The following is a 17,828-nucleotide window of genomic DNA, read 5'->3' on the forward strand; positions in this document are numbered from 1 at the left end:
TTTAAGGGAGCACTTTCTCCGTTTTAAAATGGCTAAGAATGCTCTTAAATCTTTCGGAATGACGCAATGTATCGTCCACGGCGTCTTTTATATCCTCCGAAGTAGTCGCGATCTCTTCCGCATTTTTAGCGATGATATGCATTGAAGCAGAAATTTCTTCTGCGGATATTTTTTGTTGTTCGGAGGAATTATTCATCATTTGCCCGAGAGTGAGCACCTGGTCGGAACTCATACGAATCTCTCTCAGCCGATTGGATTGTTCGGATAGATGAGCTCGAACTTGCGAAGCCGATGAATGAACTTTCTCGATATAATCCTGAAGTTTTCGGAAAACGTCGACCGACTGATTTACCTTTATCGCGCCTTCCTCTACGGAAACGGAGGTATTTTTCACTAGCTGAATGATATCTTTGATACTGTGCTTTGTTTGTTCGGCGAGTTTTGATATTTCGTCAGCAACAACCGAAAAACCTTTCCCGGCTTCCCCGGCCCGCGCCGATTCGATCGATGCATTCAAGGCAAGTAGGTTCGTCCTTTCCGAAATACTAGTTATGATCGCGACAATTTTATTGATTTGATTTGAGAAGGCCTTAATCTCTTCCATCGAACGAATTGCCTCGTTAAAGATAAGCTCAGCTTGATGGGCCCTGCCTGATACTTCTCCTGTCTGAGATGCAAGTTCTTCCATTGAACGAGAAGTTTCGCGTAAAGAAGAATCAATCGAACCAATGCTATTATTCACATTCGAAAGACTACGAGTCTGCTCGCCGATCGTAATTACGATCTCCTCGATTGTCTTTGAAAGTTCTAGCGATGCGGCGGCAGTTTCCTCTACGGATGCAGCTTGCGTTTGCGTACTTCCTCTAAATTTCTCCAGGGATTTAAATAAGGATTCGTATAAATTTAGGTTTCTCCCATAATTTTCTTTCATCTGAACTAAGAGTCCCCATAGGCTGATCGACAAGCAGCGGATATTCGTATATATCTTATCCACATCCTCTCGACCCTCTTGTCTGGATATATCGGTTAATAAATTTCCGTTTACTAATTGCCTGACTATTTCTACAACTTCCCGAATTTTAGCCCCTTGTTTGGACATCGTCCATAAAATCGAAAGTGCTCCTATCAATCCGAATCCTAATGCCAGCGACGACAGTAATGGATCGACGGAAAAAAAACGGTAACTTAGGTAACATGTCGGAAGTAAGACAAGACTTAATTGGACAAACGCTAAGCCTAGATTGCCAAGCTTAGCTTGTAAATTGTGAATCGCAGATGAGATTTTGAAACCAAAGCTAACGCCTCGATTAAGTTTTTGGTAGAGCTTACCCGCTTTTTCAATATCAGCTCTCTCCGCTTTCTTACGGACGGACATATAGCCCGTAATCTTAGCGTTTTCAAAAACCGGAGTAACGGTTGCATCCACCCAATAATGATCGCCGTTCTTTGCTCTATTTTTAACGATCCCGTTCCAAGGACGTCCCGATTGTATGGTCTTCCATAAATCTTCGTAAATGATAGGCGGCAGGTCCGGGTGTCGAACGATGTTATGCGGCTCCCCCAACATCTCTTGTTCTGTAAAACCGCTGACTTCGGCAAAATCCTTAGAGACGTACGTAATTCTGCCCTTCGGGTCAGTTCTCGAAATGATAACGGCGTTTGCCGGAAAATGAATTTCTTTGCCGGTAACGGGAAAATTTTTCCTCATAATTTCTTATCTATAAGTATCGTCATTTGAGCATAGCGAAAATGAATCCGGTATGAAATAGGGAAGGGAATTCTTATTATTACCGTTATAGAAATAGTCCTAAGGGGCTAAAATCCGGTAAAGACTATATAGGCTTGAATACATCCGGCAACCCCACCTAACAAAGCTCCAAGAAGGATTAACGTCGTTTCGTCCTCTTTAAAAACCGAATGTAGGAGTTGTTCGAATTCAGAGGCAGGGAGAACACTTAACCTTTCGTAAACTATTCTTTCGATTTCAAGAGTTTCCTCCAGATATCCTTTCATTCGCTCGGCAGTTTCGGGTACTAAACCGACAATCATATCGGCAATCTTTTCCTTCAGTTCCTCGACCTTTGCGGTGCCGATCAATAATTTTGCGTATGGAATTCTCTCCCTTAATTTTCGCTCTGACAATTCCTTTGAGCGCATTACCAATTCGCTTACGATCAAGTCGCCGCCCTTCCCTAAGAAAATCAACCTCGTCAAATTTTCAGTCGTCAGCACTCGAGATGCAATCACCGAAGCAAACTCTTTCGAAACTTCTTTTTGTCTTTTTAGGAATAATCCTTGGTATTTGAAGAGGAGGAAGTTCTTAGGTTCGAGGGGATGAAAGATCATCAAGATGGCAAGCCAGTTTGTTAGATAGCCGACGATGATTCCCATGATCGGCATAGTCCACCATTGATTAAAAATTCCGATAAACGCTACTTGAACGCACCCTATTAAGAATCCGAAATATATTCCGGATCTGACGATAAATTTGAATTCGGGCCCCCCGCATCTTCTAAAGACTTCGACTAGATGCTTCGTATTTGGTCCCGATAGAGACGCCCGAACGAGTTCCTCCACTTGCAGAATTTTATTCAACTCCTTCCCGAAAGAATGATAAACCTCTCGTATCTTTAGCGGGATCTCCTCTTGAATTTCTTTTTCTAATGCCTCCTTCGATCCTTGCGGAAGCATCGACCATAGAGCGGGACTTTCTGCCACAAGAACGTTCTTTACTATATCGTTAGAACGCAAACGAATTAGGTCTCGAATTAATTCTACGATTTTCGAAGGCTGAATTTTTCGATATAACTCGTAAGGATTCACAAGTCTTGTAATTAAGACATTTGCGATTAAACCGCTCATTTTCACCGCGTGACGCGGAATAATTCCCTGCCAGCCCATGAAGCCGAATCCGCGAAATTCATTCGGAAAGAAAATCATTTGGACCGCGATATAATTCGTAACCCATCCGACAAAGGAACAAGTTAAGAAAATTGAAATAACCTGAATCGAGTCAGGATAGGAATGAAACCATTCCGACATGGGAGACCCATCTTACTTTCGGAAAAATGGCGTTCAAGAAGAAATCGTATGCAACTTTAACACTGGTCTCGTCGGTTTTAAGACACTCGGCAAGGAGTTGCCAATTCTGACCTTTGATTTTTCTCTGGAAGAAAAGATCATGAATTTTCGTTCGAGCATATTCCTTTCGACGATTATTCATCTATTATTGGTGGGTGGATTTTTATTTTTCGGCCATGCTAGTTTGGGCAATCTTAGCTCGGTTCAGTTACATCTGAGTAAAGGTGGCATTCCCAATTTACGTTTTTCGATTCCCTCTAATCTTGGAAATGGGCTTCCTGCGTCAGATCAAAAAAGGGAAGCCGGAACGGAAGAGTTTGAGGTCCAAAAATTTAAGAATGAAATTCACTTTCCGTCGGAAGCATTGGAGCAACGGTTAGAATCCGATTGTACGTGGGAGGTGGAGATAGGTCGAGCGGGTGAAGCTAGAAAGGTCACAACGATTCGCCCCTGTCGCTACCAGATTTTCGAAAGTCAGTTTAGAAAATCCATTTATCGGTGGAAATTTCAATTAAAGGAAGGTACCATTCTTACTATACCGGTATCCTTCCGAATCGAGACGAATGACTGATCCAGACAAATCGTGGTATGCCATCTATACTTTTTCTCGCTCGGAAAAGAAACTCGCAAATGAGTTGGAGAAAAAAGGAATAGAAAGCTTTTTACCTTTAATTCCGGTAAAGAAAGTTTGGTCGGATAGGATAAAGACAATTTATCAACCTGTATTTGCTTCTTACGTTTTCGCAAAGATCGATTTAAATACGGAAAAGATTCGAGTGCTTCAAACTCCCGGTGCACATCACTTACTTTCGGTGGCTGGAGTTCCTTTACCGGTTCCCGAAGAAGATGTAAATCTCGTTAGAATATTTGTGAACCAATTTCCGGAACGTTTACAAATAAAAAATGAAGAGAAAATGGAGCCTGGAAACAAAGTACTAATTACGAACGGACCTTTCAAGGGGTACCGAGCGATTGTATTACGAAAGGTTAATTCTGTTACGGTCAAGGTAACGATTGCAGGAATTCAATCCAGCGTCGCAATCGATATTGATCCGGAGTCCATTGAAATTGAAGAGGAGAATAAAATTGGGCGAAACACTAGACAAAGTTAAAAAAGCCTTAGACATAGAAATCGAATCGATTCAATATTTCAGAGAAAATCTGGATTCGAATGTGGAAAAAGCAGTCGAGTTAATTTATTTTGCGAAAGGCAAGGTAGTAGTTACGGGTGTAGGAAAATCGGGGGACGTCGGGAAGAAAATTGCCTCCACTCTTTCTTCGACCGGAACTCCTTCCTTCTTTTTACATCCATCCGATGCCGCACATGGCGATGCGGGAATTGTCGCTAAAGGAGATGTGGTACTGGCGATCGGAAAAAGCGGTGAAAGCGAAGAACTCCTGAACTTATTACCTACCATTAAGAACTTAGGCGCGACATTGATTAGTTTAACGGCAAACCCTCAATCAAGATTAGCTCAAGACAGCGATCTAGTCGTTTTGACTCCCGTCTTGAAAGAAGCATGTCCTCTAGAACTCGCTCCCACTTCCAGTACCACTATAGCACTCATGCTCGGGGATGCGATAGCGATGGCATTAATGGAAATGAGGAACTTTCAGAAAGAGGATTTTGCCTTATACCATCCGGCAGGGAGACTTGGAAAAAGGTTATCTCTAAAAGTCGACGACGTTATGAGAAAAGGCGAAAAAATCGCGAAAGTTCTTCCTGATACTCAACTGGAAACGATTCTTTCCGAAATTACGGCCAAACTCTTAGGAGCAACCGCCGTCGTGGATGGTAAGGAAACTTTACTCGGATTTATTACCGACTATGATATTCGCAAACTTTTGAAAGACGGAAAATTCCATAAGGAATCCAAGGCTTCGGATATAATGAATTCTAAACCTTCTTCTTTTGAAAGCGGTACTATGGCCTATGATGTCCTTCAGTCGATGGAACGTCGGGAAAGACCGATATCCGTTGCTCCTATCGTTTCAACTGATGGAAAACTTTTAGGAATCGTATCGATTCACGATCTATTACAAAAAGGATTATGAAGGTTCTAAGCAATGGTGAATCCCGAAAAAATCTTCATCATTCTCACGCTCGACGAAGAAGAGTTTTTCAATTTAAAGGAACTCCCCGCTGCCGACTTTCTTGAGATTCGTTTGGATCTATTTCAAAATTCAAAAGACAAGGCAGCGGCAATTTCCGAAGCCATTGAGGGATTAAATGCGCACACAATACTCACATATCGTCAGCCGGAAGATTCGAGCTTAAAGGCGAAATCTATTTGGACTCAAGAAGACGTGGCCCCCCTTTTGAAAAATTTAAATAATGGAAAACATTACCTTGATTTGGAATTAGATAAGGATAATTCGATTTTTGCAAACGTAGATGAAGCCGATTTCGGAATCGTTCAATCAATTCATTCTTTCACCGGTATCATGGGACTGGAAGAGCTGGAATTTTACTTTCGAACGGTAGCGGAGGAATCTTTAGGGGCAAAACATACGGGCCTCCCTTTCGATCGAATCTTAAAAATCGCAGTTATGCCAAATTCGGAATCCGATGTCGAAGCATTCAGAAATTCCAGTTTAAAAATATCGCAACTTGTACAAAAGCAAAGCCCGCGTCTGGGTTATTGCAGTATCATGATGGGAGAGCGCGGGCAGAAAGATAGAATATTTCCAGAAAGACTAGGTTCTCGTTTCACGTACACATGTTTAGGAGAACCTAAAGCGCCGGGACAAATTAATTTAAAAACCCTTCTATTCGAAAGAAATGAAAAATCTTAAAAGCGCCTAGTCAGTCTGACTCGACTTCGGGTTCCAAGTTTCGACTCTGATGATTTAACTGAGCGCTTGGCGGATCGGCTACTCGAGTTCCCGCTCTCGTATCCAAAAATTTCTTAAAAGTATCGTCTTCCTCGAATTTTTTGAATTCTTTCTCTTTTTCCGCGGAACTCCAGAAAGATTGATTTAGTTCCGCGGCTTTTTTTATGTTTGCCATTACTTTATCAAGGTTTCCTAAGCGGGCATGGCATTTTGCTAAGAGAAAATAGGCATTTGAAGAATTCTCTATTTTCTCCAAAAGGGTAATCGCCTTTTCAGGCGAACCTGTATAAAAATACGCTTTCCCTAAGTAGAATCTATATTCTCTTTCTTCTTCTTCGTCCGGTTCGACGGAGCGGAAGTAACGCAAAGCTTTATTGTATTGTCCCGCATTTGTATAATATCTAGCCAATTTTAGAATTCCGTCATTGTACACTTCGGGTAGATTCTGAAGATTCGGGTTTTCCTTTTCGATCAAAGTAGCGATTTCCTTTAAGATCTCGTATCCCTCGTCTTTTTTTCCCTCTTGAATCTTGCAGAGTCCTATATACATTTTTATTTCTCTTGTTTTCTCACCGAATTCAAGAGCTTTCTCGGCCGTCTTAATTGCGTTTTCGCAATCTTTAACCTGCCACTTTATTTTCGTAAGTCCGATCAGAGGTAGTACGGTTTGTTTATTTGCATAGGCTTTCCGATAGTATTTCGTCGCCTCTTCAAAATTTCTTTTTTTATGAAATGCTGCCGCTTGAGTCAAATGAGTAAAATAAAGTAATTTTTCCCGCTCCGGAGGAATCTTCGACTCTATTCTGTTTAACGTAGTCAACGCTTCGTCGTATTTGGCGATCCTGACTAATAGGGCGCCGTACTTATATCCGTATTCTACGTTTTCAGGTTCTTCTTTTACCAGATTGGAAAGTATAATCTCCGATTTACCGAATTCTTTTTCATTATAGTATGCGAGGGATAGCTGCCATTTAAGATTTTTATTATTTGGATCCTGACGAAGCTTTTTTTCTAGAGAGGCAACGCTTTCCTGCTCGTCACTTTCTTCATGAACAACCGGTCGGGCAGGACGTCCGCTGCCGGAATATCTTTCTTCGGCAGCGGTCTTCATTTTTTGAATATGATTTAAATCGGGCGCGATCTTTAAAAGACGACTCGCGTACGTGATGACCTCCCCGTACTCCCGATGATAATTATAATAGAGGATTATTTTCGTATAACAATTAATGACGTCCTTCTTCGGAAGACTTAACGAAACAGCCTTTTTGAAAGCTTGAATTGACTTCGAATAATCTTTTCTGCTCTCATATATATAGCCCATATACATCCAGGCTTCGCCCGAGCTCGGATTGTTATCGTTGTACTTTTGAAATTGCTTAAGCGCTTCCGTATAATCCTTTCGGGAATAGGCCTTTTTCCCTTCCTTTAAATCTGCAAAAAGGGAAATAGATGCGATAAACAGAGAACAGTAAACCAGGCTCCGAAAGATAGAATACCTCGGAGTTAAATTAAAGATTGAAGCTCGTCGCGAATGGAGGAAAAACCGATCGGACATATATCCAGTTTTGGCGAAGAGCTTCCTTGATAAAGTGGAATTCTCTTCGCCGGACTGGAATTAATTATTTCCCAAAATTTCCGACTTGCGTGAGGCCAAGGCTCTGGCTGCTCGCAAATTGACGCTCATCGTAGTTATTTGAGGATTTACGGAAAGCCCTGTCGGATAGACAGAAGCATCCATTACGAAGATGTTTTTATGTCCATAGAGCTCGAAATTCTGATCGACCGCACCTTTTTCAGGAGAATCAGCCGCCTGAATTGATCCATGCGGGTGTGCTGAACCTACCGAAAGGCGACCCGGTTCGATGCTCTTTTCCAAGACCCAGTTAAATTTGCTACTTTTTTCGACAGGAACAGGCTCCTGAATATCCGGGAATGGGAAGACGATCGCTTTTGCCCCTGCCGCTGCTTGAACCTCTGCCAACATTTTTATGCCTTTCAGAAGGTTCTTTCCGTCCGTAGGTGTAAGTTCGAAATAAACCTTCCTTCTACCTAAAGACCATTTTACGGAGGCATTTGCTTCACCGTCGGCACCGTCTCGTACGAGGACGATGCCTGCATTCATATGAGGGTACTTTTTAAGTATATCGAATTGGTTTTTACCATAAAACGGTACTAGCGAGCTTGCAAGAGTCGGCCGAAAAGGAGCTACCTCAAGCCAAAATCCATAACCGGTCCCATTTTGGTTATGACCGTCTTTAATAACTGCCGATTGCGGAGGCCCGGAGAACATATTGATTTTCTCGTCAAATAAAGCAAAGTTCGTACTCGTCGGATGAAGTTTAAGATTCCGACCAACCCAATCGTTCCCTAAACCGGACCTTTGCAACAGCGCGGGACCTTCGATCGCCCCGGCGCTCAGAATAACTACCGATGCTTCTATTATCATTTTTTGAATTACGTTGTCCGGCGCCTTCTCGTAAGCATCCGGGGAAAATTCAGCAATGACTGTTTTGATTGCTCCGTCCTTAATGGATTGCGCTCTCATATTCGGAACGACGGTTGCGCCGGCTTCGATTGCATCCGGAATCCAGGTTAAAAAAGTGGATTGTTTAGCGTTAATCGGGCAACCTAACCCGCATCGACCCAAGCCTATGCACCCTCTATTATTGTTTTTTAAAACTTCCGGATGCAATCCTAAGGCTTTACCACCCTTCATTAAAATACTATTGTTTGCATTTATCAGGTTTCCGGGGACCTCGTGTACACCGACTCGATCGTGTACTTCGGAAATGATATCATTCATCTCCTCGCGACCGTATCCTTTTAATCCGAATCGCTTGTCCCATTCGTCCGTAACATAATTCGGCGGATAAAGCGAAGTCTGCCAATTCACGGTGGTTGACCCACCCAAAGTCTTTCCTTGTAATATAGAAATCGTTTGCTCTTCGGTAACTATAAAGCCCGCATCCCTATACAACCGCGCTTGCGAAATAAATTCATCTCCCGAAAATTTTGCCGGAGTGAAATACGAGCCCTCTTCAATTAACAAAACTTTCCAGCCCGCTTTAGCCAACGTAGCCGCTGCTACGGCGCCTCCCGCTCCGGAACCTATGATTACTACTTCTGTTTTTACTTTCCAAACTCCGTCTTTAATACCTTGCCGGTTTAAGAAATCTGCGTGTTTATTCGGAGTAAGAATGTGATCGTTTGCCGCTGGAATTCCGCCCATGAATTTATCCTTCGTATCCTACGAGTTGCTGAAAGCTTTTCTCCTTGGAAACCAAGAAGAAGGAAAGTTGGCGCATGATATTATATGCACCGCGTTTTAAAGAAAGAGACGAGTGTTTCCAAGATAGGAGACGTTTTTCTCTATTTTCCTTTGAAAGACTGGCAAGAGGCGTGAATGAAAAATCCAATGCTAGTGCAACCAACGTTGAGGTGGGCAAAAAAGCGAGCAATTGAAGAGTGGATTCCGTTTCAATCGGATACGGATGACCGTAAATATATTGATCGGCCGCTATACCCAAGTCGAAATCGGGCAGGGGATTTCCTTGTAAAAATACTTCCTGCAAGGATCGAAATGCATGGTATTGAGATGCCGACAGTCCCTTTAATTGAGGTACCGGCTCGCCACCGCAAGATGCTTGAGGAAGAACGACCGCCGTTACAGCGGCGCTCTTCCATAAGAATTTTAGAAAAACGTTACGCGAGATCTTTTCAGATAACAAAGATTCCAACTAGATACCCCCCGAAGTCTCGTGTTCGAAAACAGAAAATTTATCGTAACGAATGTTCTAATTTCCTCCGGATCCTTTGTCTACCCTTTCTTTTGGAATTTTTTTAACTTAACGTAGATTCTAATTTCTTCAAAATCAATTCGGTCCAATTCTACCGAAAGCTGTTCGCCAAGAGTGAATAGTTTTGAATATTTTTTTGAATAGAAAGAGAAGTCGTTTTCTAATATCAATTCGCCTTCATCCGTAAATTCCAAGGCCGGAATAATTGCTTCGACCATCGGTGTATCCAAATCGACAAATGCGACCGCCGACTTGAACCCTGTAAGAGTTGCAGTAAATTCTTGAATTCCGGTTTTTTCCAAAAAGCGACATGCTTTTAGTTTATAGTAGTCCCTTTCGGCATCTGCAGCCTTACGCTCTTCATGGGAAGTATGAAGGCTCATAATTTTAATATCTTCGTCGTTATACAAATTTTCCTCCTCCAGAAGAATACTTTGTAAAACTCGGTGACAAACCAAATCGGGATATCTCCGAATCGGCGAAGTAAAATGGCAATAGTCTTTGAATCCAAGTCCCCAATGCCCAAGCTGTTCTCCGGAGTAATAAGCCTGCATAAAACTTCTTAGCAAAGAAATATTGAACAAGCGTTCGGCATGACTACCGTTAATAACGCCTAAAACGTTTTTGATCGATTCGTAGCTAGTATCTTTTAATTGAGCGTTAATTCCGTTCAAATTAAGAAAGGCGTTCAAACTATCGAGCTTCTCCACATCCATCGGCTCATGCACTCGGTAGAGCGTGGGACGTTTCTTTTTTCGTATGAATTCGGCCACCTTAATGTTTGCAGAAAGCATAAATTCCTCGATGAGAATATGTGCCTTTAACCTTTCTACGGTTGCAATTTCTATAATATTATGCTCGTTATCAGTGATTACTTTCGTTTCCTTCAGATTCAAGTCCACCCTGCCTTCGGCGAGTCTCCTTTCGCGAAGAACATTTGCGAAACTCATCATTTTTCCGATCCAATTTTCCGGGCCGCCTTCCAGGATCTCCTTTTCGGCACGATTGTATGTATATCTTTCAGCGACTTTAATTATCGATTTGTAAAATTTAGCGTGCGTAATGTTTCCTTGCCAATCCGCGTCCATTTCAACCGTAAAGGCAAGTCTGTTCTTATCAGCGACCAAACTACAAAGATTTTCGGACAGCTCCGGAGGAAGCATTGGCACGACTCTACTTCCCATATATACGGAGGTAGCGCGAGTGTATGCCTCTACATCCAATGGCGAACCCGGTTCAACATAATTCGCTACGTCCGCGATGTGCACATAAAATCGAATTCGTTTTCCTTCTACTTCGAAAGAAATCGCATCGTCGAAATCTTTGGAATATTCGCCGTCGATAGTAATACATTTCAAATTTCGTAAATCTACTCGGGAACCCCAATCCGAGACCGAGGTCTCGCTTACTTCTTCTGGAAGAGAATCCAACTCGACATCGTCGGGATATTGAATTTTGAAATTATACTTCATCAGCATCCGCAGCAAATCCACGTCTTCTTTCGTATCCGATTCAAAACGAACGAAGTGAGCTTCGTAAAGATTTCTTTCGTGATTATTTTCTTCCTTTAAGCTAACTACGAGAACGTCACCGAGTTTGATTTCATCTTGAATGTCTTGTAATAAGCTCTTTCGAGGTAGAAATGATTCCTTTCCTTCTCCATCCATGTCTAAGAAAGTTCCGATTATGAATTTATCGGATTTTTCCGTGACCTTCATCCTATAGAGTTCTCTTCCTCTTCGAAGGACCGACACCACCTCGCCTTCCAATTTTCCCTTCCTACCCATTCCGGTAGGTAAAATTTGAACGGTGTCTCCTTGAATCGCAGTTGCCGTGTACTGCGAAGGAACGAAAATTTCCGTTCCGGTAGTCAGTTTCACGAAACCGTCCCCCTTTTTGCTTAGCGAGATGGTTCCCTCTAATGTCTGATCGGGATGCACGAGTATGTTTTTGCCCTGAATTTCGATTAGCCCCTCTTTTTCAAATATACTTAGATATTCTTCTGCGGAGCGTTTTGTCTCTTGTGCTTCCCATTTTTCTTTTCTGAATTTTTTCTTTTTGGTTCCGGCTTTTTCCCCTAACCGAGACAATGTTTCATGGAAGGAAAGCACCTTCCCCGCCTTTGTGCGAAGGTATTTTAGTAATTTTTTACTAGGCTCGCTTTCTCTTTCCCAATCTTGAGTCCCGGAACTGCGACTGAACCGCTTTTGATCGTATCCCGGAATGTGACTTTCTTTTTTAGAATGAGATCCGTTCGGCCGGTCTGCATGACGTTCGACACTGCTATGCTTCGGATTTGATTCCGCCGACTTATTCGTTACGGTTTCTTTTTTATCTCGAACTTCCGAACTATGGCGGGATTTTTTCTCATCGGGCGATTTCTCATGCTTGGGCTTCTTCTCGATTTTGGAAGCCCTAACATGCGCATCCTCTTTATCTTGCCCGAGATGTTCTTCTTCTATTTTCCGAATTTCTTGAGAATGACCTTGCTGCTCTTGCTTCCTTACGAGCTTTTCCGCCGCGATTCGTCCCTGAGCTCTCGCTTTACTTCGAGCCTCCATACGCTTTCGTTCCACCAAACCTTCGCGCGAAATTCTCTCGTCACGCTCCCGCTCTTCCTTACTTTTTTCTTTCTTGGAATGACCTTTGATTCGTGCCTTGAACGCTTCTTTAATTTTGCGCTCCTCCGCAGGGGATAATTCAGGAAGATCTATGTGTTCAAGTTGCGGCTTGCTTTGTCTTTTTTCGGACGAACCTTGTTTTCGAGACGGCCGACGAGATGCTGCTACTGGTGGTTTCCCTTTAGCGCTCTTTTTAACTGCCGGCTGTGTGACTTTCTTTTTAGACGGTTTTGTATCTACCGCTTTTTTCTTTGTTTTCTTCATTTAAAAAATACCTTATGTTTGTCGTCCGCGTACGTTCCGCGGATATAATTGGGAACAAGGCGGAGAAACGAAAATTCTTCCGGCTCAGAAACCGCTCTTTTTATTTCTTCAGTTCTTTCACGAAGGAGAGCTTCTGAAGAAGGGAGAATATTCTCCATGTTCTCTCCGATATAAAAATCGGGACAATCCGAGTAACGGATCCCCGTTAAATACGATGATAATCTATCCTCGGGGATGACTTCGGCAATTTCAGCGGGAAGCACGTCGATGCTTCCCCAGAAACCGCTTTGATCTCTTAGGGCAAAATAGATCTTACTTTGCTTGGCCTCGATCGCAACAATTGCCGTCGTTCCGCTTTCTTGGAAATAATGAGCGGAATATACGTCCAAACTGTCGAAACCTAGTGCGGGAATTTTCCAAATTTGAGCAAGATTCCTGGCCGTTGACACCGAAATTCTAATCCCCGTAAACGATCCGGGTCCTGTCGCAGTTACGATAAGATCCGGTGAATTCCATCCGGATTCTTCCAGACATATTTTTATCTCCCTTACCAATCGCTGCGAGGATTCCCTGTGATGAAGTCCTTGGTATTTCTGTACTATTATCAATTCACCTTCGGGAGACAGAAGATAAGATTCAACCAATATCCAACGATTTGTCGCATCAAAGAAAAGGATCTTCTTCATCCCACTTCCTCTTTTTCTTCTTTCAAAATAAGATGTAACTCGGGTTCGAACTGTTTCCAGCCGCTACCGTTCCATTCGATGCTAAGATTACGAGTCTCTTCCGTGTTTTCCTCTATCTTAATTTGAATTCCGAAAGGAAGCGAGATGAAATTCTCCCTGGCTCGCTCCCACCATTCAACCAAACAAATTCCCCGGCGTCCCCAGTAGTCGTAAAATCCCAAATCATCCGCTTCTATCTCGTCCGATAATCGAAATAAATCGAAATGATAAATGCTTAAGAATTCACCTATAGCATTTTGAAATATAGGCAACGGATATTCGTTCAAAAAAGCGTAAGTTGGAGAGTTTACGAATATTGATAATGATTCGACGTCAGTACCGAACTCTTTGCAAAGATTACGCACAAAGTATGATACGAAGGTCGTCTTTCCTGAACCCATTTTCCCGGATAATAGAACAACGGGATGTTTTCCAAGCTTCCACACCGTTCCGATAGATTTTGCAAGACTACGGGCGGGGATATTTAAAGCATCAAGACTTATATTATCGTATTCCTTACGCATCGTCTCCTTTAAAAGAGCTCCAGGACTTGGTCCTTTGGAAAGCGATAGATAGAATTACAAAATTCGCAAGTGACTTCTATTTGACCTTGCTCTTCGGCGATATCCATAGCTTCTTCCTTTCCTAGGGTCTGAATCAGTTCTTTAATTTTTTGTTCCGAACAATCGCATTTGTATTGCGGTTGCCCTTCTTCTAAAAGTTGAACTTCAGTACTTCCGAGTTTACCGAGAAGAGACAGACATTGTTTTAAATCTGTACCTAAATATTCGAATTTCTTCTCTTCAATAACGCCGGCCCATTCTCGAACCGCCTCGACATGTTCCGATTTTGCTTCAGGTAGCGCTTGTAAAAGAATTCCTCGTACATTCCAATGCAATCCGTCTTGTTTGAAATATGCGATTAAAAACGACGGTACCTGTTCCGAATCCCGAAGATAATTCTCGATATTCGTTTCAAAACTGACGTTACGAAACGGAACGATCGATTGGTAAATGCATTCGCCGTTTCTCCAACGAAAGACCTTTAGTATGCCCAAGTTCTCTTCGGAAATTTGATCTTTTTCTATATCTTCTTCCGGTCGATAACGAAGAGTCGCCTTCATTCTTCCATCACGAGTGCTATATGCCAACACTGAATGAATTTGAGAATCGTCGTAGAATCGAATCTGAACACTTACTTTGGTTTCTTCTTTTACAAGGTCCGCAAGGAAAAACGCAGCAAGCATCGTCCGACCTAGAAGCTCCGTACCGGTGTCGTCAATTCCATGAAGATGTGACGCGGCCGTGACTGCATAAGAAATTTCCGCCACAGAATAGCGGAAATGAACGTCCGGTAAAATTCCATAAACGTAAGAGTCTCTATTTTCCATGAAAAGCTTTAGAATCGTCCTATTCGAACTTGCACCGTTCTATTCTCCCTGAATCGCATCGAAAAGACAGTATTTTTTCCGTAATAAACTCCTAATTCTCAGTTTTCTTTCTGGAAAGAAGGGTACCTTTTTACGAAGATCGTCTCTACTTATTTAATAATAGAACGTATGAGATTCGGCGCAGATTACTACCCTGAACAATGGACTCCCAAGGATTGGGAGGAAGACCTTCGCATCATGAAAGACATGGGTCTTTCGATCGTTAGACTGGCAGAATTTTCTTGGGGGATGATAGAACCCAAGGAAGGAAAGTTTGATTTTTCTTTCTGGGAAAGAATATTAGATTTAGTCGGTAAGTTTGATATGAAGGTCATCCTAGGAACTCCTACGGCGACGTTTCCTCCTTGGCTGGCCAGGAAGTATCCGGATGTGATGCAAGTTCGGGATGGAATTCAGAGAACGATCGGTACTAGAAGACAAGCTTGTTTCTCTTCACTCAACTATAGAAACGCGGTAATCCGAGTCGTAACAAAAATGGCTCAGTCATTGGGTACGCATCCAACCGTAATCGCCTGGCAAATAGACAACGAAATAGGACACGAGGGCTCGGACATTGATCATTCGGATACTTCATTACGGGCTTTCCGACTTTGGTTAAAAAATAAATACAAAACAATTAAGAACCTAAATGAAACGTGGGGAAATATTTTCTGGGGCGTTCTCTACGGAGACTGGAATGAAATTTCCATACCCGGATCGCATATTTCGGCAAACTATCATCCCTCGATGATTCAAGATTTTTATCGATTTCATTCGGACACGATCGTAGCTTTTGTAAAGCTTCAAGCAAAGATTTTAAGAACGCATTCGCCGGAAAGAAAGCTGACTACAAACTTATATCCTAGTCCTTTTCTGCCCATCATAGATATGTCCGAACTTTTTGAAGATTTGGATTACGTTTCATGGGATAATTATCCTACTTGGGGCGAGCAAGAGGAACCTTTTCCCCATCCTTTCATATCCGCCATGCACCAATATAATAGAGGTTTGAAAAATAAATCCTTTACCGTAATGGAACAAATCTCCGGGTTTCAGGGACATGATGTCCTAGGTTATTTACCTGCCCCCGGCCAAACAAAACTTTGGATGAAGCAAGCAATAGCTCAAGGCGCGGAGCAAATCGTTTTCTTTCGTTATCGAACGGCTCGCTACGGACAAGAACAGCTTTGTTACGGCATCTTAGATCACGATAAATCGCTGACGGAAAGATATTTCGAATTGCAGACGGGTATTTTGGAAATTCTTCCGGAAGCATCGGATTTTGCCTCGGAATCTTTTCCGGCGGAAGTGGCGGTCTTACACGATATCGACAATGCGAGAAATTTCAAACATCAGCCTGTTTCGGCTGGCTTAAAATTTTCTCCGGTTCCTTTTGCCCAGGTCGGATATGACGTCGAGATGGCCACTTGGTTTGCAGGGCTGAACATTCTGAACGTTAATACGCATTTTCTTCCTGCCAACAAAACCGATTTTTTTAAATATAAAGTAATAATTCTTCCTCTATACTCGATGATAGACGACCAGGTTGTCGACAATTTACGAGATTATGTGAAAAACGGCGGCACTCTCGTTCTCGGTTACAGGGCGGGAATTAAGAATAAAAATGGATGGATGTTGGATTCTCAAGCCCCCGGCCCATTTCAGGCTATGGCTGGAATCAGGGTTAGAAAATTCGAAGCCGTAGGCAATCAACGGGTTAAATTTCGATTCAGAATTCTTCCGGGTACTTGTTCTAAAATATGTGAGATTATAGAACTCGATACCGCGGAGGTTTGGGCCAAATATACCGCCGGAAATAAATTCTATACAGGGATGCCGGTAATAACTTGTAACCGGTTCGGAAAGGGATCCGTCATATATATCGGGGCCAGCCTGCATCCTACTTCCTTTATGCTGGTATATAGAAGAATTCTCCGAAGAGCAGGAGTCCCGTTTACATTCTATGGTCCGAACGTGGAAAAAGTTTTCCGAAAAGGAAAAACGAAAGATTATGAAATCCTTATGAATCACTCTCGTAAACGGTCATTTGCAGGTTTGAAACTATTAAAACCGTTCGAAGTTCGAATTTTTCCGCGGAATAAAACATGAATCGAAAGGAGATTATCGAACTAAATTCTTTACTAGCGGAAGAAACATCGGCAAAAAATTCCGAACATTCGATTTTTGTGGATAATCTGCATACTCCTTATATAGAATTTGAGCAGAACTTTATTCTTCCTTCTTGTTCCGTTTTTGAAGTCGATTTTCCGGCTGCGCGGGCTTTTTTAGAAGTTGCGAAAAGTTTAGTTCCCGAGCTAGTTTCAAATTGCCTTGTACTGCCTGAGCCGAGACCAAAAAGAGATAGTGACAGACTTTTTTTAGTTAAACCCTTTTATCCCGACGACCAGTTTTTTAGGGAAAATTCGCCTAAGTACTGGGAGAAGCATCTTCCCCCTTACCTTTTAGTACTTAGCTTTCAGTTAATGTATCTAGGGGGAGCGGACAAGATCGATATAGTGACTCAGGCGGTTCAAGGAAGAACTATGTCGGTTAACACTAAGAGAATCTATTACTTAGCGAGAGTCGTTCCGCTAGACTATTTGATACTTGATGACGGACTAACCGTGGATTTTTTCCCGAGAAAGTACAGCGAATCCGAGTTTATGGTCCAAGTAGGAGCAGAGCATCACGATAGTTTTCGGCATACTTATTCCGAAATTTTTGATGAAGTAGATTATTCTAAACAAATTAAGATAATTACAGAAACTCTGGGGGTAACCGCTAAGGATTGGCTTTTAGGGCGTATCTTCGAACCCTTGGCGGTAGAATACTTAACTTTAACTGCTAGATTTTTGGAAAGTTCTTCTTCTAAGATCGCCGGTGACTTTATTTCCTTCCGGCAAGTTGTTGATCTTTTGCTAACACCCGACAATATGACTCTTGAAGAATCCGCCCGGGAATCCCTCTATGCCTGGCTCCGTTCATATACGTCGGAGCGTATCGTGTCCCCATCTGGGAATATGGCTTGGAAGATCTTGAGGGAAGAACGGACCTAACCTAATTCGAGTCGTACGCC

15 protein-coding genes are annotated in these 17,828 nt (G+C 42.5%); 6 read left to right on the forward strand and 9 right to left on the reverse strand.

Going from position 1 to position 17,828, the window contains the following annotated elements; translation table 11 throughout:
• Position 1 precedes the first annotated feature (1 nt).
• Both LEP1GSC050_RS12185 and LEP1GSC050_RS12190 read right to left on the reverse strand, forming a co-directional pair.
• Positions 2-1,708: a methyl-accepting chemotaxis protein gene (locus LEP1GSC050_RS12185; RefSeq protein ID WP_010571488.1), complete on the reverse strand. Its 1,707-nt coding sequence runs from the start codon at positions 1,706-1,708 to the stop codon at positions 2-4.
• A gap of 107 nt (positions 1,709-1,815) precedes the next feature.
• A complete protein-coding gene (locus LEP1GSC050_RS12190) occupies positions 1,816-3,042 on the reverse strand; it encodes a DUF445 domain-containing protein (protein ID WP_010571489.1) in 1,227 nt (408 codons plus the stop codon).
• Here LEP1GSC050_RS12190 and LEP1GSC050_RS12195 point away from each other — a divergent pair.
• Genes LEP1GSC050_RS12195 through LEP1GSC050_RS12210 form a run of 4 tightly spaced genes read left to right on the forward strand, consistent with a single transcriptional unit; the run spans position 3,041 to position 5,877 of the window.
• Positions 3,041-3,652 carry an LIC_10042 family TonB-like protein gene (locus LEP1GSC050_RS12195; RefSeq protein ID WP_010571490.1) on the forward strand — a complete coding sequence of 204 codons (612 nt, stop codon included), beginning with the start codon at positions 3,041-3,043 and terminating at the stop codon, positions 3,650-3,652. The genes LEP1GSC050_RS12190 and LEP1GSC050_RS12195 overlap by 2 nt on opposite strands.
• A complete protein-coding gene (locus LEP1GSC050_RS12200) occupies positions 3,645-4,193 on the forward strand; it encodes a UpxY family transcription antiterminator (protein WP_010571491.1) in 549 nt (182 codons plus the stop codon). The genes LEP1GSC050_RS12195 and LEP1GSC050_RS12200 overlap by 8 nt, the downstream gene beginning before the upstream one ends.
• Complete coding sequence (locus LEP1GSC050_RS12205) at positions 4,168-5,136, forward strand: KpsF/GutQ family sugar-phosphate isomerase (RefSeq protein ID WP_010571492.1); 969 nt, start codon at positions 4,168-4,170, stop codon at positions 5,134-5,136. The genes LEP1GSC050_RS12200 and LEP1GSC050_RS12205 overlap by 26 nt, the downstream gene beginning before the upstream one ends.
• A gap of 12 nt (positions 5,137-5,148) precedes the next feature.
• On the forward strand, positions 5,149-5,877 hold the full coding sequence (locus LEP1GSC050_RS12210) for a type I 3-dehydroquinate dehydratase (protein ID WP_010571493.1): 729 nt from the start codon (positions 5,149-5,151) through the stop codon (positions 5,875-5,877).
• A gap of 10 nt (positions 5,878-5,887) precedes the next feature.
• Here the strand turns inward: LEP1GSC050_RS12210 and LEP1GSC050_RS12215 are convergent, their stop codons facing one another.
• The 7 genes from LEP1GSC050_RS12215 to LEP1GSC050_RS12245 all read right to left on the reverse strand — a co-directional run bounded on the left by LEP1GSC050_RS12215 (position 5,888) and on the right by LEP1GSC050_RS12245 (position 14,713).
• Positions 5,888-7,471, reverse strand: coding sequence for a tetratricopeptide repeat protein (locus LEP1GSC050_RS12215; RefSeq protein ID WP_010571494.1), 1,584 nt, complete (start codon positions 7,469-7,471; stop codon positions 5,888-5,890).
• A 60-nt stretch (positions 7,472-7,531) separates the two neighbouring features.
• Positions 7,532-9,145: a GMC family oxidoreductase N-terminal domain-containing protein gene (locus tag LEP1GSC050_RS12220; protein ID WP_010571495.1), complete on the reverse strand. Its 1,614-nt coding sequence runs from the start codon at positions 9,143-9,145 to the stop codon at positions 7,532-7,534.
• Between the two features lie 4 nt (positions 9,146-9,149).
• A complete protein-coding gene (locus LEP1GSC050_RS12225; protein WP_010571496.1) occupies positions 9,150-9,653 on the reverse strand; it encodes a hypothetical protein in 504 nt (167 codons plus the stop codon).
• Positions 9,654-9,733: 80 nt separating this feature from the next.
• Positions 9,734-12,598: a ribonuclease R family protein gene (locus LEP1GSC050_RS12230; RefSeq protein ID WP_010571497.1), complete on the reverse strand. Its 2,865-nt coding sequence runs from the start codon at positions 12,596-12,598 to the stop codon at positions 9,734-9,736.
• A complete protein-coding gene (gene tsaB / locus LEP1GSC050_RS12235; RefSeq protein WP_010571498.1) occupies positions 12,595-13,284 on the reverse strand; it encodes a tRNA (adenosine(37)-N6)-threonylcarbamoyltransferase complex dimerization subunit type 1 TsaB in 690 nt (229 codons plus the stop codon). Before tsaB ends, LEP1GSC050_RS12230 begins: the two co-directional genes overlap by 4 nt.
• Complete coding sequence (gene tsaE, locus LEP1GSC050_RS12240; protein WP_010571499.1) at positions 13,281-13,847, reverse strand: tRNA (adenosine(37)-N6)-threonylcarbamoyltransferase complex ATPase subunit type 1 TsaE; 567 nt, start codon at positions 13,845-13,847, stop codon at positions 13,281-13,283. Before tsaE ends, tsaB begins: the two co-directional genes overlap by 4 nt.
• Positions 13,848-13,855: 8 nt before the next feature.
• On the reverse strand, positions 13,856-14,713 hold the full coding sequence (locus LEP1GSC050_RS12245; RefSeq protein WP_010571500.1) for an Hsp33 family molecular chaperone HslO: 858 nt from the start codon (positions 14,711-14,713) through the stop codon (positions 13,856-13,858).
• A 168-nt stretch (positions 14,714-14,881) separates the two neighbouring features.
• On the opposite strand from LEP1GSC050_RS12245, the gene LEP1GSC050_RS12250 reads away from it, so the two are divergent.
• Together LEP1GSC050_RS12250 and LEP1GSC050_RS12255 are read left to right on the forward strand one after the other, a co-directional pair.
• A complete protein-coding gene (locus LEP1GSC050_RS12250) occupies positions 14,882-16,861 on the forward strand; it encodes a beta-galactosidase (RefSeq protein ID WP_010571501.1) in 1,980 nt (659 codons plus the stop codon).
• Complete coding sequence (locus tag LEP1GSC050_RS12255; protein ID WP_010571502.1) at positions 16,858-17,808, forward strand: LIC_10030 family protein; 951 nt, start codon at positions 16,858-16,860, stop codon at positions 17,806-17,808. Before LEP1GSC050_RS12250 ends, LEP1GSC050_RS12255 begins: the two co-directional genes overlap by 4 nt.
• The last annotated feature ends 20 nt before the right edge of the window (positions 17,809-17,828 follow it).

Source organism: Leptospira broomii serovar Hurstbridge str. 5399, assembly GCF_000243715.2.
Classification (GTDB): Bacteria; Spirochaetota; Leptospiria; order Leptospirales; family Leptospiraceae; genus Leptospira_B; species Leptospira_B broomii.

Bases quoted from the DNA above. Each gene is read 5' to 3' on its own strand.
- LEP1GSC050_RS12185 (WP_010571488.1), bottom strand. From the start codon at position 1,708: ATGAGGAAAAATTTTCCCGTTACCGGCAAAGAAATTCATTTTCCGGCA.
- LEP1GSC050_RS12195 (WP_010571490.1), top strand. From the start codon at position 3,041: ATGGGAGACCCATCTTACTTTCGGAAAAATGGCGTTCAAGAAGAAATC.
- LEP1GSC050_RS12190 (WP_010571489.1), bottom strand. From the start codon at position 3,042: ATGTCGGAATGGTTTCATTCCTATCCTGACTCGATTCAGGTTATTTCA.
- LEP1GSC050_RS12200 (WP_010571491.1), top strand. From the start codon at position 3,645: ATGACTGATCCAGACAAATCGTGGTATGCCATCTATACTTTTTCTCGC.
- LEP1GSC050_RS12210 (WP_010571493.1), top strand. From the start codon at position 5,149: ATGGTGAATCCCGAAAAAATCTTCATCATTCTCACGCTCGACGAAGAA.
- LEP1GSC050_RS12215 (WP_010571494.1), bottom strand. From the start codon at position 7,471: ATGTCCGATCGGTTTTTCCTCCATTCGCGACGAGCTTCAATCTTTAAT.
- LEP1GSC050_RS12220 (WP_010571495.1), bottom strand. From the start codon at position 9,145: ATGGGCGGAATTCCAGCGGCAAACGATCACATTCTTACTCCGAATAAA.
- LEP1GSC050_RS12230 (WP_010571497.1), bottom strand. From the start codon at position 12,598: ATGAAGAAAACAAAGAAAAAAGCGGTAGATACAAAACCGTCTAAAAAG.
- tsaB (WP_010571498.1), bottom strand. From the start codon at position 13,284: ATGAAGAAGATCCTTTTCTTTGATGCGACAAATCGTTGGATATTGGTT.
- tsaE (WP_010571499.1), bottom strand. From the start codon at position 13,847: ATGCGTAAGGAATACGATAATATAAGTCTTGATGCTTTAAATATCCCC.
- LEP1GSC050_RS12245 (WP_010571500.1), bottom strand. From the start codon at position 14,713: ATGGAAAATAGAGACTCTTACGTTTATGGAATTTTACCGGACGTTCAT.
- LEP1GSC050_RS12250 (WP_010571501.1), top strand. From the start codon at position 14,882: ATGAGATTCGGCGCAGATTACTACCCTGAACAATGGACTCCCAAGGAT.
- LEP1GSC050_RS12255 (WP_010571502.1), top strand. From the start codon at position 16,858: ATGAATCGAAAGGAGATTATCGAACTAAATTCTTTACTAGCGGAAGAA.